Source organism: Yoonia litorea, from assembly GCF_900114675.1.
GTDB classification, from domain to species: Bacteria; Pseudomonadota; Alphaproteobacteria; order Rhodobacterales; family Rhodobacteraceae; genus Yoonia; species Yoonia litorea.
Window position 1 is genome coordinate 1,214,259 of sequence record NZ_FOZM01000001.1, and the last position, 15,074, is coordinate 1,229,332.

The window sequence follows — 15,074 nt, forward strand, 5'->3', positions numbered from 1 at the left end:
ACGGCATCCGTCGAGGTGGGATGAGAGGCGCTGGTGGCTCAGGCAGACATGAAAGCCAACTCGGGTGCGTTTAAAGTGGTACTATTCCTGCTCCATCGCGTCTTCCCAACTGGACAGGAAGGCGCGGCGTGTCAGCGGGTCAAGATGCACCATCAGGGCTGGTCCAAGCCGGATCGGGCCGAATTCCGGCGTCCCTTGTCGCGCGTGAGGTTGGAGCGGCGGGAACGCCCATGTTTGCTCCTCGGCCAGCCCTGCAAGGATCAGCGCATCAAGAAAGGCGCCAGCCCCCGTCACATTCTCTGCTGTCCGCGGGATGAGCGCTGTTCGCAACATGTTGTTACCAAAATCCTCAAGCTGAAGGATTTCCATCCGGTCCCCACCTTCCTGAGTGCGACGGCGTTCGGCATAGCTGCCGAGTACGTTATAGGCGATGGCCAGTTCACCGCTGATCACGTCGTCGATCATCTGGGCCGAGCAGCAATAAAGGCGCGGCTGCAAGCGGCCAATCACTTCGGACAAGCGCCAGAACACATCAGAGTTTCGTGCTTCCTGCGTGGCGAATAGATAGCCTAAACCGCTGGTCCTGACGTCATAGGTGCCAACCGATTGGTCAAACCGTTCTGGATAGTCTCTGAGAATCGAAATCAGTTCCTGCCGCGTCGCCGGAAGATCAATACCGCTGAAGCGTTCGCGCGAAATCACGGCAACAGCGGGTTCAGAGGTGAACGCAAAAACCAGATCACGCCACTGTGCCCAGTCCGGCAATCGGGCCGTCGCATCAGATCCATAGGCCTGTGCATACCCGTCATTGGCCAGTTGGAACTGCAGATCCATCGCAGAAGATAGTACGATATCGAACTTCATGCCTTCGGTGATGGCGGCATATATCTCTGTGCTAGAGGCGACTGTATAATCGACCCCGATTGCAGGCTGGTCTTGCTGGAACTGCCGGATGAACGGTTCGAACACGTCGAGATCTGCGGTGGACAGGACGGAAATCATCGCGCCCCCCTCTCCGGGATAAGATTTGCGATCTTCGACTTCCAATGCCGGTAAGGCAGAGGCCCAAACGGCGAGGATCAAGCCTTTGGCAATGTCAGAATAGCGCATGCGCCCTGTCCTTTCGGGTTGTCGGCCAATTCAATGCCTCCGCCATGGGCCTGCAAGACCTCGCTTGCAATCGTGAGCCCGAGGCCTGAGCCTACAACATCAGTGACTGTCGCACCTCTGGCGAAACGCTTTGTCAGATCGGTGGTTGATTGGCCTGCCAGACCCGGCCCCTGATCGCAAATCCGCAAACACGCCATGTCGCCCTGTTGGTCAACGGTGAGGCTGATTTGTGTCTCGTCAGGTGAATATTTGATGGCGTTGTCCAAAACATTACGCAGCGCGCTTTCAAGCAGAACTTTGTCGCCCAGTGTTGCCACATCAGACGTCTCCAGTCTGATCTCGATGTCCTTGAGGCCCGCCGTCGGTTCCAGTGCTGCCGCAACCGAGGCTGCAAGCTCAGCAAGGTTGATTGTGTCGCGCGACAAATCTTCAATCCGGTAAGCAACAGTCGCATGATCAAGCAACTGCCCCGCAGACCGCGAGCTTTCATCAATCGCTCTGATCATTTGGCGAAGCCGCTGCTTGTCGTCATGCGATTGCGCACCATGAAGCGCCACTTCGGCCTGCGCGCGCACGGTTGCCAGCGGTGTCCTGACGCGGTGCGCCGCCTCAGCTATAAACTCCTCTGAACGGCGCAATGATCCCGCCAGTCTTTCCATGAAGCGGTTCAGCGACCCGATGAGCGGGGTGAGCTCACTTGGCGCCTGCCGCCTGACGGGGCGCAAATCGGTCGGACCTCGCCGCGCGACAGCCTGTGCCAGCTCGTTGAGTGGACGCAAGGACAGTTGTGCGACGAACCCGGTCAGCGCGACGGCCAAAACGAAAAACGCCACCGACAAAGCCGCCGCAGTTTCGGAAAGATCGCCTGCGATCGTCCCGATACCATTCCGTGTCTGGGCCAGCGAGACCGTGACAGGCACGGCCTCCTCTCCGGCCAGAACAGTGCGTGTCATACGCACCATACGCAAAGGCACATCAAGATATTCGGTCGTCTCGAACCGGACTTCACCGGCGGCAGGTGCGATGCTTCCGGTCGTGAGATCTTCATAGCCCGTCAAGATCTCACCTGCTGTCTCAATCTGGTAAAAGACACGGTCCTCGCTTACGGCACCGAGCATTGCAAAGGCGGCGTAAGGCAGTTCCAGCCGCACCTCGCCACCTTCACTGCGAATTGCCTCGGCGATGATCGTCGCTGAGGCGGCCAGAATATTGTCTTGCGTCCGCTCAGCCGCCTGACGGGCAAAGCTTGCAACCATCGACCATGACAGCAGCGACAAGAGCGCTGCGACGAGCGCCAGCGAAATCGTCATCCGACGGCGGATTGATCCCGTCGGGTTCATGCAATTTCAACCCTGTATCCAAGACCGCGCACGGTTTCGATCCGCACAGATGTTGCCGCCAGTTTTTTGCGCAAGCGGGCGACGTAAACTTCGATTGCGTTTTCTGTGACGTCGCTATCGTAAGAAAACAGACGATCCATCAGCTGCGCCTTGGAAAGGATCTGTCCGGGCCTGCGGGCAAAAACCTCTAGCAAGCGCAGTTCCCGGTTGCGGAATTCAATCGTCATGTCGCGTTCGCGAAGCTGCCCTGACGTCAGATCAAAGACAGCCTTTCCCAATGCGATTTCATTGCGGGCCGACCCACCGCGCCGACGGATCACCGCGCGGCAGCGCGCCTCCAGCTCGGCAAAATCAAAGGGTTTGGTGATGTAGTCGTCGGCCCCCTGATCAAGCGCACCGACGCGGTCGCTGACCTGACTGCGCGCTGTCAGCATGATGACAGGCGTTGCGATCCGGTCCCGGCTTGCTGCAAGAAATTCCCGTCCGTCGCCATCAGGCAACATCACGTCAAGCAAGATCAGATCATATTCTGCCGCCGACAGGCAGGCGCTCGCCGTTGCAAGATCTGGTGCGTGATCAACTGCGTGGCCGTCAATTTCCAGACGCTGCACAACAGCTCCGGCCAGTTCTGCGTGATCTTCGACCAGTAAATATCGCATATATGTCAGCGCCTTAGGATGCCAAAGCTGATTTCTTGCCGGATTGCAGTGCCGTGTCAGGCCTGTGTCAGCTTGCTGTGTTGACCTTCATTCATGGGCAGCGGAGGGCTGCCTGTCAAATGGGAGGAATTCACATGAGCACCTTTGGGTGGACCCGTCGCACCGTCATGGCTGCGGCAACAGCAACATTCGCACTCGGCAGCATGGCCCACGCAGGTGGCCACCAGGTTCTGGAGGAAGTGCACTTTCTGATCCCCGGCGGTGCCGGCGGTGGCTGGGACGGTACAGCACGCGGCACAGGCGAAGCCTTGACCGAGTCCGGTCTGGTCGGCTCGGCGTCTTATGAAAACATGTCCGGCGGTGGCGGCGGTGTGGCGATTGCCCACCTGATCGAAAACGCAGACTCGCTTGGCAACACCATGATGGTGAACTCGACACCGATCGTGATCCGCTCACTGACCGGCGTTTTCCCGCAAAGCTTCCGTGATCTGACGTTGGTCGCAGGCACGATCGGTGACTACGCCGCGCTTGTGGTGAGCGCAGACAGCGACATCGACAACATGGAAGAGCTGCTTGCGGCATACCGTGAAGACGGCATGTCATTTGCCATCGGGGGCGGCTCCGTCCCAGGCGGTATGGACCACCTTGTTGCCGCTATGGCGATGCAGGCCGCTGGCGAAGATCCCACAGCCTTCAACTACATTCCCTATGACGCAGGTGGTGCAGCGATGGCCGGCCTCTTGTCCGGCGAAATTCAGGCGCTTTCCACAGGCTTCTCTGAAGCTGTTGCACTTGCACAGCAAGGTGAGGTCAAAATCCTCGGTGTGACAGCGCCAGAGCGTGTTGACGCCTTTGCCGATGCGCCAACCATGATGGAACAGGGTCTGGACACCACCTTCGTCAACTGGCGCGGCTTCTTTGCAGCACCTGGCATCTCAGACGAACAGCTTGGCAAGTTCCAGGACGCTCTGACCAAGATGTACGACACACCAGAGTGGGAAGAAGTGCGCGCCCGTAACGGTTGGGTGAACATCCACAACAACGGCGACGAGTTCCGCGCTTTCCTGGAAGAACAGGAACAGGTCATCGGTGATCTGATGCGCACGCTCGGCTTCCTCTAGGACGCATCTGACAAACGCCGCTCCGCGACACGCGGGGCGGCAACCTAATTCATCTGTTTTGGGGAGGGACAGACCATGGCGCTTGATCGCTGGATCGCGCTGATCTTCGTGACATTCTGCTGCATCTACGGTTATGCCGCATTCTTTACGATGGACCAGCTTTTACCACCGTTTATGCAACGCAATCCTGTCTGGCCTTCAACCTTTCCCAAGGTGCTGTCCGTTCTTGGCATTATCGTTGGTCTGATCGTCCTTTTCGGTATTGAAAAAGCTGATGATGAGGCTGCGACGCCAAGCGCATCGGACATCAATTATCGTCGCTTGCATGAATACAAGCTCGGACAGGCCATCGCCCTTTTGCTGTTGATGGTCGTCTATGCGCTGACGCTGCGCGGTGCGGGGTTCCTGCTTGCAACGACCGTCTTTCTTGTTGCGGGCAGTGCGATACTGGGGGAACGCAAGTTCCACATCATGATCCCTGTCTCAGCGGGCGCGACGCTCTTTGTTTGGTATCTGGTGCAAGAGGTGCTTGGCATCTTCCTGCGTCCCTGGCCATTCTTCATGGGGAACTAGGACATGATCGAAGGTATCCTGATCGGCCTTGAGGCCGCATTCTCTATCCAGAACATCCTGATGGTCGTCGCTGGCTGTCTGATTGGCACATTCATCGGAATGCTGCCCGGTCTCGGGCCGATGTCGATCATCGCCATCATGATCCCAGTTGCCATCACGCTGGGCGATCCGGCAGCCGCGCTGATCCTGCTGGCGGGTGTCTATTACGGTGCGATCTTCGGCGGATCGACGTCTTCGATCCTGCTCAATGCACCAGGTGTCGCAGGAACGGTTGCCACCAGCTTTGACGGCTATCCCATGGCCCGCAAAGGCCAGGCAGGCAAGGCATTGACTATCGCTGCCGTCGCCAGCTTCGCAGGCGGCACAATCGGCGCAATCCTTTTGATGATCTTTGCCCCTGCCCTGTCGTCAGTGGCACTTCTCTTTCATTCCGCCGAGTATTTCGCGCTGATGGTGGTTGGACTGTCAGCGATCGCGGCATTCGCTGGCACCGGACAGGTTGCAAAGGCACTGATGATGACCGTCCTTGGCTTGATCCTTGCCACGGTCGGCGAAGGCGCGCTTTTCAATATGCCGCGCTTCACCATGGGGTTGATGGACCTGCAATCGGGGATCAGCTTCATCACACTCGCAATGGCGATGTTTGCATTGCCAGAGGCGTTGTTTCTCGTCCTGAACCCCGCGCGCGGAGCAAGCGGTGCCGAAGGTGGGTCGAACAAGATCACTAATCTGCGGTTTAGCCGCGAAGAAGGCAAATCAATGATCCCTGTCATTGGCCGTCAATCGGTGCAGGGCTTCTTTATCGGGGTCTTGCCCGGCGCAGGTGCAACGATTGCGTCATTCCTTGGCTACGCGGTCGAGCGCAACATCGCCAAGGGCGACGAACAAGCCGAATTCGGCAAAGGGTCTGTCAAAGGCCTTGCAGCACCTGAAACGGCCAACAACGCGGCGTGCACGGGGTCGTTCGTTCCGCTGCTGACCCTCGGCATTCCCGGATCCGGAACCACGGCCATTCTTTTGGGGGCCCTGATCGCACTCAATGTGACACCCGGGCCGCGCTTGATGGTCGACACACCCGAGATCTTCTGGGCTGTCATCATCTCGATGTTTATCGGCAATCTGGTGCTGTTGATCCTGAACCTCCCGTTGATCCCCTACATTGCCAAAATCCTCGCGATCCCGCGCAATTACCTGATCCCTTTCATCCTCTTCTTCACGTTGATGGGTGCCTATATCGGGCAGAACAATGCAACAGAGTTGCTGCTTTTGGTGGGTCTTGGGGTCATGGCGACGATCCTGCGCTTTGCGGATTACCCGCTCGCCCCTCTGTTGATCGGCTTTATTCTAGGGACCATGCTTGAGGATAACTTCGCACGCTCCATGCAGCTTTATCGCGGTCTCGATTTCATTATCGAACGCCCGATGACACTGGGGCTTCTGGTGCTGGCTGTGCTTCTGGTGCTCTTGCCGAGTTATCGTGCCAGACGTGCCCGTGCACGCGCAAAAGGCGTCGCTGATGGCGACTGAGACCAAAGACGCACCCCTGTCCGGGGTGCGTGTCCTCGACCTGACAAACGTGCTTGCCGGTCCGTTTGCATGTCACCAATTGGCCCATCTCGGGGCGGAGGTGATCAAGGTTGAGGCAGTCGGGCGCGGCGATCTGGCGCGCAATCTGGGTGCTGACCCCACTCTCTCAGCCAAAGGGATGGGGATCAGTTTTCTGGCCCAGAACGCAGGCAAGCAATCCATGACACTGAACCTGAAGGACACGCGTGGCAAAGAGGCGCTGCGACGCTTGGTCAAGACGGCTGACGTCTTGGTCGAAAACTTCAGACCCGGTGTGATGGATCGTCTCGGACTTGGACCCGATACGCTGCGTGCCGATAACCCGCGCCTCATTTATTGCGCGATCTCAGGGTTTGGCCAGGACGGGCCATGGGCGAAACGCCCTGCCTATGACCAGATCATCCAAGGGGCCTCTGGTGTCATGGCCGCGACAGGCGATGATAACACGGGCCCCCTGCGCGTCGGATACCCGATTGCCGACACTGTCGGAGGTCTGACTGCGGCAATGGCCATCTCTGCTGCGTTGAATGCCAAAGATCGGGGCTGTGTCATCGACGTATCCATGCTGGACTCAGTCCTCGCGACAATGGGTTGGGTGGTGTCGAATTATCTCATTGGCGGGGCGGTCCCGCAGCGCAATGGGAATGAAAACCCCACTTCAGCGCCATCAGGTGCGTTTCAATGTGCGGATGGGCTGGTCAATATTGCTGCAAACAAAGACGAACAATGGGCCTTGCTGGCCAATCATCTGGAACGCGCGGATTTGCTGGACGATCCGCTCTACCGGACCCGTGAAGATCGCAAATCAAACCGCCTGCGCCTGAAAGCCGAGCTGGAAACTGTTCTGACAACCCGCCCTGCCCGTGACTGGGCGCGAGAACTGAACGCCATTGGTGTACCCGCAGGTGCTGTGCTGGATGTGCCAGAGGTCCTCGCACACCCCCAAATCACCGGACGCGATTTCCTTGCGCTATTTGACATGGTGCCGGGCTTGGACAGAGACATCACACTGGCACGGATCGGTGCGATGTTCGATGGCAAGCGGCCGTCGGTCGATGCCCCGCCCCCCGTTCTTGGACAGGACACCGAGACGATACTAGGCGCCATCGGTTATAGTGAGGACGACATGACCGCGATGCGCGAAGAGGGTGTGATATGACCGAAGGCAGCGATGTCTCTGACTGGTGGCGTACCAGTATTATCGACATGGAACCCGGACGGATTGATATCCGCGGGACCCCGATTCAGGACCTGATTGGCAACCTCAGCTTTCCTGAAATGATCTGGCTGATGGTCATGGGAACCCCACTTGGGCCGGTTCAGGCCAAGCTTTTCGAGGCGGCACTGGTCTCTGCCGTTGACCACGGGCCCCAGGCCCCGTCAATTGCCGCGGCCCGCATGGCAGCGACCTGCGGGATCGGTCTGCAAAGTGCGATGGCGACAGGTCTCAATATGCTTGGCGATGTTCATGGCGGTGCAGGCGAACAGGCCATCGCGCTCTATCATCATCTTGAAAAGGCGGGCCCGGACGGCCTGGAGAGCGGATTGTCAGAGTGGCGCGAGGCCCACGGGCGTTACCTGCCCGGTTTTGGTCACCGGTTTCATAAACCAACTGACCCGCGCGCACCCCGCCTGCTGGCTCTTGTTGATGAGGCGGCAGAGGCCGGCGCTGTATCTGGCGCCTATGCCGCAATTGGCCGGATGATCGAAGAAAAGCTGGCCCGTGACCGGGGCGCGCCTGTGCCGATGAACATCGACGGCGCAACAGCGGTGATCTATGCCGAACTTGGTTGCCCCGGACCAGTCGCACGCGGTTTCTTCGGCCTTTCTCGCTCCGTCGGTATCCTTGCCCACGCGTGGGAACAAACCCTGCAAGGTGGCCGGAACAAAGGCCCCACACCCCCGCATTACCGTTGGCGGTATACCGGTGACGGCCACTCAAACTGAGACGGTGCAGGCAATCAGTCACGGTCATCTTCAACGTCAACGTCGACGAACCGTTAAGTGACAAGCTCGAGCACCATGGCTCACAGAATGTGCTTGTTGGCCGTCTCGGCCTCCCCTTACGTTGCCAACCTAATGGTCTAAAAACGACGTTTCCCTTCGCTACTGGACCTAGACAGTCTGGCCCCACCGCCTGAGGCTGGTCGTGAAAGTTTTCCGCGCCGCGCGGACATTTGCCATTTGAGAAGAGGACGTCGTTCATGAAATCGCATTATCGGGCAGTTGTGATCGGGGGCGGCGTTGTGGGGACGTCAGTGCTTTATCATCTGGCCAAGTACGGCTGGAAAGACGTGCTGCTGATCGAGCGCAAGGTTCTGACTGCGGGGTCAAGCTGGCACGCGGCGGGGGGCATCCACGCGCTGAACGCCGACCCCAATATCGCGGCGTTGCAGGCCTATACCATCGACCTGCTGTCCGAGATCGAAAAGGAAAGCGGTCAGTCCATCGGCCTGCATATGACGGGCGGCATCACACTTGCAGGCACACCGGATCGTTGGGAGTGGTTGCAATCGGCCTATCGCACATTCCAATCCATCGGGATTGAAGACTGCCGCCTGATCACACCGGATGAAGCCAAGGAACTCTGCCCGATCATGTCCACGGACGGTATTCTGGGCGGCATGTGGGCCGACCGTGAAGGCTATGTCGACACCACCGGCACCGTGCACGCCTATGCCGGGGCGGCAAAGAAGCACGGGGCCGAGATCGTTGAAAACAACCGCGTGTTGGAGCTGAACCAGACCGCCGATGGCTGGGAGGTCGTGACCGAAAAAGGCACGATCCAGACCGAGCATGTGGTCAATGCCGCAGGGCTTTGGGCCAAGCAGGTCGGCCGTATGGCGGGCATCGAGCTGCCGGTCTCGCCGCTCAACCACCACTACCTGATTTCCGATACGATCCCCGAATTGGAACAACTCGACTTCGAAGTTCCCATGACCGTGGATCTTGAAGGGTTCACCTATATGCGGCAGGACCAGAAAGGTATCCTACTGGGCATCTATGAGATCGACCACGATCACTGGAACATGGACGGCGCGCCGTGGGATTACGGGTTCGAGTTGCAACAGGAAGACCTCGACCGCATCGAGAAAGAGCTGATCCTCGGATTTGAACGTTATCCGGCCCTTCAAGAGGTGGGTGTCAAGACATGGGTCAACGGAGCCTTCACCTTCTCGCCCGACGGCAACCCGCTGGTGGGCCCTGTGCGCGGCAAGCCGGGCTACTGGTGCGCCTGTGCAGTCATGGCAGGCTTCTTGCAGGGGGGCGGAGTTGGTAAGTCATTGGCAGAGTGGATGATCCACGGCGAACCGGAGGCAGACGTCTTCGGCATGGATGTGGCCCGCTACGGCGACTACGCGCAGAACAAGCGCTTCATCAAGGAAACGACAGGTCAGTTTTATTCCCGTCGTTTCGTGATGACCTACCCCAACGAACAACTGCCCGCCGGTCGCCCTCTCAAGATGGCATCGGCCTACGCGGATATGACAGCGGCGGGCTGCCGCTGGGGTGTCAGTTACGGGCTGGAAACGCCGCTCTATTTCGCGCCCTCTGACGACTTCGTTGAGAAACCAACGCTGAAACGCTCGAACGCGCATGAGATCGTCGGGGCAGAATGCCGAAATGTGCGCGAAAACGTGGGGCTACTCGATATTTCGGGCTTCTCGCGTTTCGAAGTGACTGGCGCAGAGGCCGAAGGATGGTTGGACCATGTGATGGCCAGCAAGCTGCCCTCACCCGGACGTGCGCGCCTCGCGCCGATGCTGTCCTCCGAAGGCAAGATGAAGGGCGATCTGACCGTCTTTAACTGGGGCGACGGCACGTGGTGGATCATGGGCTCCTATTATCTGCGCGACTGGCATATGCGCTGGTTCACCGACCACATGGAGGGGTTTGGCGATGTGGCGGTTAAAGATATCTCCGACGCCACTGTCGGGTTCTCACTGTCGGGTCCGAACAGCCGCAAAGTGATCGAAAAACTGACAGACGACGATATTGGCGCCCTGCCTTTCATGGGATGCGGATCGTTCGATATCGGACTATATCGCTGCAAGGTGGGCCGTCTCTCGGTCGCGGGTGAATTGGGCTATGAAATCCACTGTGTAGCAGCCGAGCATGCAGGCCTGCGAAAGGAGTTGCTGGCCGCTGGCGCTGAATTCGGTATCGGTGAATACGGGTTCAACGCTTTGCTTTCGCTGCGACTGGAAAAGAGCTTCGGCATCTGGAGCGCCGAATTCACCCAAGCCTATACCGCTGTGCAAACCGGCATGGACCGCTGGATTGCTTGGGACAAGGGTGACTTTGTCGGCAAGGCCGCAGCCATAGCAGAGCGTGACGGAAACGGCCCTGCCCAGCGTTTGGTGACCTTACAGATCGAAGCAGACGGCGCAGACGCCAGCGGCTACGAGCCGATCTGGAAAGACGGCAAACGCGTGGGCTTTGTCACCTCGGGCGGCTATGGGCACACAACCGGTCTGTCGCTCGCAATGGCCATGGTCGATAGCGATCTTACGGCAGAAGGGACTGACCTCTCTGTCCATGTCGTTGGCGTGGAACGCAGCGCCAAAGTCATTGCGCCGTCACCCTACGACCGCAAAGGTCAGGCCATGCGCGGATGACCTCAACGCCCGTCAGGCCACGTCGCAGACGGGGGCGGCCAGACGGCCCGCCTCCATCGCAACGCACACCGAACTATCGCCAGCTGCGCAACCCGTTTCCGACGATGGATGTCTTTTCGGGCGACGAGATCGCCAACATGCACGAGACGGCCCTGCGCACGCTGGAGGACTTGGGGCTGCGCGTATTACTGCCGGAAGCGCGTCGCATCTTTGCGCAAGCTGGCGCACGTGTCGATGACGCGACCGAGATGGTTTATCTGGGTCGCGATATCGTCGCTGCCGCACTTACGACGGCCCCGCGCAAGTTTGAGTGCATCGCAGGTGCGCCCCATCGCGACATCCACATGGCGCTTGGCGCGTTGACGTTCCAACCGGGGGCTGGTGCGCCAAATTGCACCGACCTCAAGCGCGGACGTCGCCCGGGATCAGGGCGCGATTTTCGCGAATTAATCCAACTGACCCAGCATTTCGACGTCTTTCAAATGGTCTCGCCACTGGTGGAGCCACAGGACATTCCGACCCATCTGCGCCACTATTTCACGGTAGAAGCGCAACTGACCCTAACCGACAAGTTTCCCTTCTTCTTTTCGCGTGGCACACCGCAGGCGATGGACAGCTTCGAGATGCTCAAGGATTTCCGTGGGTTGTCAGACGATGCATTTGCGCAAAACCCGCATTGCTACACGATCATCAACACCAACAGCCCGCGCACGCTCGATATTCCTATGGCGCAGGGTCTGATTGACTTCGCCCGCGCGCGGCAGTTGTCGATCATCACGCCGTTCACACTGATGGGCGCAATGGCCCCGATCACGGTCGCCGGAGCGATTACGCTTAGTCATGCCGAGGTTCTGGGTGCGCTCACCCTCACCCAGCTTGCACAACCCGGTGCACCAGTCTGCTACGGCACCTTCACAAGCAACGTCGATATGAAATCAGGTGCTCCTGCCTTTGGCACGCCTGCGCATTTTCAGGCTTCGCTTGCTGCGGGCCAGATGGCGCGGTTTCTGGGCCTGCCGTGGCGTAGTGCTGCCGGATCCGCGTCCAATCTCAACGACGTTCAGGCCGCGAATGAAAACCAGATGGGGCTTTGGGGCTGTCTGCTCGCAGGAGCGTCGGTTGTCATTCACTCTGCCGGTTGGCTTGAGGGAGGCCTGTCGGTGTCATACGAAAAGCTGATCACTGATGTGGAAGTCCTCAACATGATCGCCGAGCTATGCGCCGGCGCTAATGCAGGGCCTGCGGAAATCGGCTTTGATGCTCTGGCAGAGGTTGCCCCATCAGGGCACTTTTTTGCCACTGCGCAGACAATGGCGCGCTACAACACCGAATTCTATGAACCCATCGTCCATGACTACACCAATTTCGGGACATGGACCGAACGAGGCAGCGTCGATGCCACCCACCGCGCCACAGCGGTTTGGCAGGCCATTCTTGATGCGGATGAACGGCCAGAAGTTGACCCTGCCAAGGTTGAAGCCTTGCAAGGCTTTATCTCAAAGCGCACCAAAGAAGGTGGCGCGCCGCCCGAGAGTTAATCCCGCGGGCTGCTATGATCAGGTGTCCGGATCTCGTGGGTGGTCAGAGCTTGTAAGACGGCAGGTGTTGGAACGCGTCTTTCAGCGCATCGCCCCAACCCTCAGATATCGCCTGATAAATCTTGTCGTTCTCATCAATGCGCCGGGTGGTTCCCATGGCGAAACTGTCAGCCTCATAGACTTGAAAGTCGAACGGTAAACCTACGGAAAGATTTGATTTTACCGTAGAATCAAAAGATACCAACAAGAGTTTGATCGCGTCAGCAAAACTCATATCCGGGTCATAGGCCCGTACCAGAATCGGCTTGCCGTATTTCGTTTCACCAATCTGAAAGAATGGCGTGTCCTGCGTGATCTCAATGAAATTGCCTTGTGGATAGACCAGAAAGACAGTTGGTTTTCCGCCCTTGATCTGACCACCCACAATGATCGAGGCAGAGAACTGATCCTGCTTGAGTTGACCTTCGTTTGTGGTCTCGTCGATCACCTCTCGCAGCGTTGCGCCAACCAAGCGGGCCACCTGAAACATGGTGCCTTCGCGCAAGATACTTGGATCACGTTCTTCGAGCGTTTTTGAACGCTCCTCCAGAAGACTGATCACGGCCTGTGTGGTGGCCAGATTTCCCGCCGTCATCAGCGTGATCATCCGTTCACCCGGCACAGACCACGTAAACATCTTCTTGCTGGTGGCAAAGTTATCGACGCCCGCGCTTGTGCGCGTGTCAGACATGAACACAAGTCCATGATTGAGCCTGAGGCCGATACAGTATGTCATGGGGGAGCCTTTAGGTGATCGTCGGCTTTGTCTTACTGCTGAACCTGCAAGGATACAATCATCTGTTCCTGCGCCTGACCCACCAAAAGACCCTCTATTGGCGCAGCGTCACGTGCATCGCGCCCTATGGCAATCCGGACATAACGTTCATCCGGGCTCGTTCCGTTCGAGACGTCAAATCCGACCCAGCCCAGCCCGTTGACGTGCACTTCGGCCCATGCATGTGTCGCGTCCTGATCAACGCGATCGTTCATCATCAAGTAACCGCTGATATACCGCGCAGGCAAACCTTCGGCCCGTGCAGCCGCAATGAAGACCTGTGCATGGTCCTGACAGACACCCGCGCCGAGGGCCAGGGCCTCTTGCGCGGTGGTTTTGGGGTTCGTGGCGCCGATTTCGTAAGGAATACGATCAAGGATCTTGGCTGAAAGTTCGTGTAGAGCCGCGATCTGGTCACTCGCCGATCGCAACCCGTTGGCAAGGCCCGCAATGTTCTCGCAAGGGGTCGTTGCCTTTGTGTGTTGCTGGAAATGCCAAAGCGGGGCGCGGCCATAAACCATTCCGAAGACACCGGCATTATCGCTGGTTTCAACCTCTCCGGCGGCCGTAATCGTGACTTCTTGCGCATCACGGTCAACGTTTACCAGATCAACATGATTGCCATATTGATCTGCATAATGTGCTTCGATCTGACCACCGGAAATCTGGATTTCCCACTGGTTGACCGCTTGAAACGGGTTCTCAAGCGGGCGCAGACGCACTTTTTGCAAAGCGTAAACGACGGGCTGGTCATAGCGATACGTGGTTGTGTGACGGATTTTGAGCAGCATTTAGCTATTAAACCTGTAGTCTTGTTCGATTTGCAGGCCGATCTGTGCATTGTCGTTGATAACGCTCGTCAAGAATTCGTGCAGCCCCTCATCAAAGATCGACCCGATATCGCGGTTGCGCAGTCGCTCTGACAGGCGCCGCGCAAGGATCAGCGATTCTTTGGGTTCGTCATCATCCGCGCCCAGATATTCAAGGTTGGCCAAGAGCTTCCCAACGCAGAAGCGCAGTGACCGCGGCATCCGCCCGTCAAGAATGAGGAAGTTCGCAATCGCAGGTGCAGTGAAATCCTCGTCCACGGCCCACCGGAACGACCGGTGCGCGGAAACCGACCTCAGGATCGTCTCCCATTGGACATTATCGAGACGGCTGCCAACAAAAGAGGATGCCGGAAGAAGCGCGAAGTATTTCACATCCATGATGCGCGCAGTGCTGTCCATACGCTCGACGAAGGTGCCCAGACGACAGAAGTCATAGATATCGTTGCGCAGCATTGTCCCATGCAATGCACCGCGCACCACAGCCGATTGCTGTCGGATGCTGGCAAGCACTGCTGGCAATTCGGTTTGCGGAATTGGCTCTTTGAGAAGTTTGGTCAGCACCATCCACGTCTCATTGACACTGGTCCACACCTCTGTCGTCAAAGCAGTTCTGACCAGACGCGCATTGTCGCGCGCTGATTTGATCACCGACAAGACCGAGCTTGGGTTTTCGGGATCGCGCAAAAGAAAATCGACAACCTGTTCGCTGTCATAGGCGTCATAACGCGCTTCGAAGGCGGCTTGTGCGGCAGAGGTTGCAATGACCGAGCGCCATTCCGACTCCGCACTGTTTGAGCGTGTCAGCGCGATACGAAACCCGGCATCCACCAATCGTGCCGTATTTTCGGCCCGCTCAAGAGTGCGGAACATCCAATAAAGACCGCCTGCGGTTTTTCCCAGCATA

General features: G+C 58.0%; 13 protein-coding genes. 7 read left to right on the forward strand and 6 right to left on the reverse strand.

Annotation, left to right across the window (positions count from 1 at the left end; translation table 11 throughout):
* Nucleotides 1-81 precede the first annotated feature (81 nt).
* Genes BM316_RS06385 through BM316_RS06395 form a run of 3 tightly spaced genes read right to left on the reverse strand, consistent with a single transcriptional unit; the run spans nt 82 to nt 3,109 of the window.
* Nucleotides 82-1,110 carry an ABC transporter substrate-binding protein gene (locus BM316_RS06385; RefSeq protein WP_090205425.1) on the reverse strand — a complete coding sequence of 343 codons (1,029 nt, stop codon included), beginning with the start codon at nt 1,108-1,110 and terminating at the stop codon, nt 82-84.
* Entirely contained in the window at nt 1,080-2,420 is a 1,341-nt protein-coding gene (locus BM316_RS06390) for a sensor histidine kinase (RefSeq protein WP_242649784.1), read from the reverse strand. The genes BM316_RS06385 and BM316_RS06390 overlap by 31 nt, the downstream gene beginning before the upstream one ends.
* A 26-nt stretch (nt 2,421-2,446) precedes the next feature.
* On the reverse strand, nt 2,447-3,109 hold the full coding sequence (locus tag BM316_RS06395; RefSeq protein ID WP_090205430.1) for a response regulator transcription factor: 663 nt from the start codon (nt 3,107-3,109) through the stop codon (nt 2,447-2,449).
* Nucleotides 3,110-3,243: 134 nt separating this feature from the next.
* On the opposite strand from BM316_RS06395, the gene BM316_RS06400 reads away from it, so the two are divergent.
* From BM316_RS06400 to BM316_RS06430, 7 genes are all read left to right on the forward strand, one after another.
* Entirely contained in the window at nt 3,244-4,230 is a 987-nt protein-coding gene (locus tag BM316_RS06400; RefSeq protein ID WP_090205433.1) for a Bug family tripartite tricarboxylate transporter substrate binding protein, read from the forward strand.
* A gap of 75 nt (nt 4,231-4,305) precedes the next feature.
* Nucleotides 4,306-4,803 (forward strand): tripartite tricarboxylate transporter TctB family protein, encoded by a 498-nt coding sequence (locus tag BM316_RS06405; RefSeq protein ID WP_090205435.1) that lies wholly within the window; start codon nt 4,306-4,308, stop codon nt 4,801-4,803.
* 3 nt (nt 4,804-4,806) lie between these two features.
* Nucleotides 4,807-6,330: a tripartite tricarboxylate transporter permease gene (locus BM316_RS06410; RefSeq protein WP_090205437.1), complete on the forward strand. Its 1,524-nt coding sequence runs from the start codon at nt 4,807-4,809 to the stop codon at nt 6,328-6,330.
* A complete protein-coding gene (locus BM316_RS06415) occupies nt 6,320-7,528 on the forward strand; it encodes a CaiB/BaiF CoA transferase family protein (protein WP_090207643.1) in 1,209 nt (402 codons plus the stop codon). The genes BM316_RS06410 and BM316_RS06415 overlap by 11 nt, the downstream gene beginning before the upstream one ends.
* Entirely contained in the window at nt 7,525-8,316 is a 792-nt protein-coding gene (locus tag BM316_RS06420; RefSeq protein WP_090205439.1) for a citryl-CoA lyase, read from the forward strand. Before BM316_RS06415 ends, BM316_RS06420 begins: the two co-directional genes overlap by 4 nt.
* Nucleotides 8,317-8,573: 257 nt before the next feature.
* A complete protein-coding gene (locus BM316_RS06425; protein WP_090205441.1) occupies nt 8,574-10,988 on the forward strand; it encodes a GcvT family protein in 2,415 nt (804 codons plus the stop codon).
* The gene (locus BM316_RS06430; protein WP_090205443.1) at nt 10,985-12,526 is read left to right on the forward strand and encodes a trimethylamine methyltransferase family protein; all 1,542 of its coding nucleotides are present in this window, start codon (nt 10,985-10,987) and stop codon (nt 12,524-12,526) included. Before BM316_RS06425 ends, BM316_RS06430 begins: the two co-directional genes overlap by 4 nt.
* A 43-nt stretch (nt 12,527-12,569) precedes the next feature.
* Here BM316_RS06430 and BM316_RS06435 read toward each other — a convergent pair whose 3' ends face one another.
* Genes BM316_RS06435 through BM316_RS06445 form a run of 3 tightly spaced genes read right to left on the reverse strand, consistent with a single transcriptional unit; the run spans nt 12,570 to nt 15,073 of the window.
* Nucleotides 12,570-13,301: a proteasome-type protease gene (locus BM316_RS06435; protein ID WP_090205446.1), complete on the reverse strand. Its 732-nt coding sequence runs from the start codon at nt 13,299-13,301 to the stop codon at nt 12,570-12,572.
* A 32-nt stretch (nt 13,302-13,333) separates the two neighbouring features.
* Nucleotides 13,334-14,131 (reverse strand): transglutaminase family protein, encoded by a 798-nt coding sequence (locus BM316_RS06440; protein ID WP_090205449.1) that lies wholly within the window; start codon nt 14,129-14,131, stop codon nt 13,334-13,336.
* Complete coding sequence (locus BM316_RS06445; RefSeq protein WP_090205452.1) at nt 14,132-15,073, reverse strand: alpha-E domain-containing protein; 942 nt, start codon at nt 15,071-15,073, stop codon at nt 14,132-14,134.
* Nucleotide 15,074 lies beyond the last annotated feature (1 nt).

What these genes read in the sequence shown, in the direction of transcription:
- BM316_RS06385 (WP_090205425.1), bottom strand. Translation starts at nt 1,110, where the DNA reads ATGCGCTATTCTGACATTGCCAAAGGCTTGATCCTCGCCGTTTGGGCC.
- BM316_RS06390 (WP_242649784.1), bottom strand. Translation starts at nt 2,420, where the DNA reads ATGACGATTTCGCTGGCGCTCGTCGCAGCGCTCTTGTCGCTGCTGTCA.
- BM316_RS06395 (WP_090205430.1), bottom strand. Translation starts at nt 3,109, where the DNA reads ATGCGATATTTACTGGTCGAAGATCACGCAGAACTGGCCGGAGCTGTT.
- BM316_RS06400 (WP_090205433.1), top strand. Translation starts at nt 3,244, where the DNA reads ATGAGCACCTTTGGGTGGACCCGTCGCACCGTCATGGCTGCGGCAACA.
- BM316_RS06405 (WP_090205435.1), top strand. Translation starts at nt 4,306, where the DNA reads ATGGCGCTTGATCGCTGGATCGCGCTGATCTTCGTGACATTCTGCTGC.
- BM316_RS06410 (WP_090205437.1), top strand. Translation starts at nt 4,807, where the DNA reads ATGATCGAAGGTATCCTGATCGGCCTTGAGGCCGCATTCTCTATCCAG.
- BM316_RS06415 (WP_090207643.1), top strand. Translation starts at nt 6,320, where the DNA reads ATGGCGACTGAGACCAAAGACGCACCCCTGTCCGGGGTGCGTGTCCTC.
- BM316_RS06420 (WP_090205439.1), top strand. Translation starts at nt 7,525, where the DNA reads ATGACCGAAGGCAGCGATGTCTCTGACTGGTGGCGTACCAGTATTATC.
- BM316_RS06425 (WP_090205441.1), top strand. Translation starts at nt 8,574, where the DNA reads ATGAAATCGCATTATCGGGCAGTTGTGATCGGGGGCGGCGTTGTGGGG.
- BM316_RS06430 (WP_090205443.1), top strand. Translation starts at nt 10,985, where the DNA reads ATGACCTCAACGCCCGTCAGGCCACGTCGCAGACGGGGGCGGCCAGAC.
- BM316_RS06435 (WP_090205446.1), bottom strand. Translation starts at nt 13,301, where the DNA reads ATGACATACTGTATCGGCCTCAGGCTCAATCATGGACTTGTGTTCATG.
- BM316_RS06440 (WP_090205449.1), bottom strand. Translation starts at nt 14,131, where the DNA reads ATGCTGCTCAAAATCCGTCACACAACCACGTATCGCTATGACCAGCCC.
- BM316_RS06445 (WP_090205452.1), bottom strand. Translation starts at nt 15,073, where the DNA reads ATGCTGGGAAAAACCGCAGGCGGTCTTTATTGGATGTTCCGCACTCTT.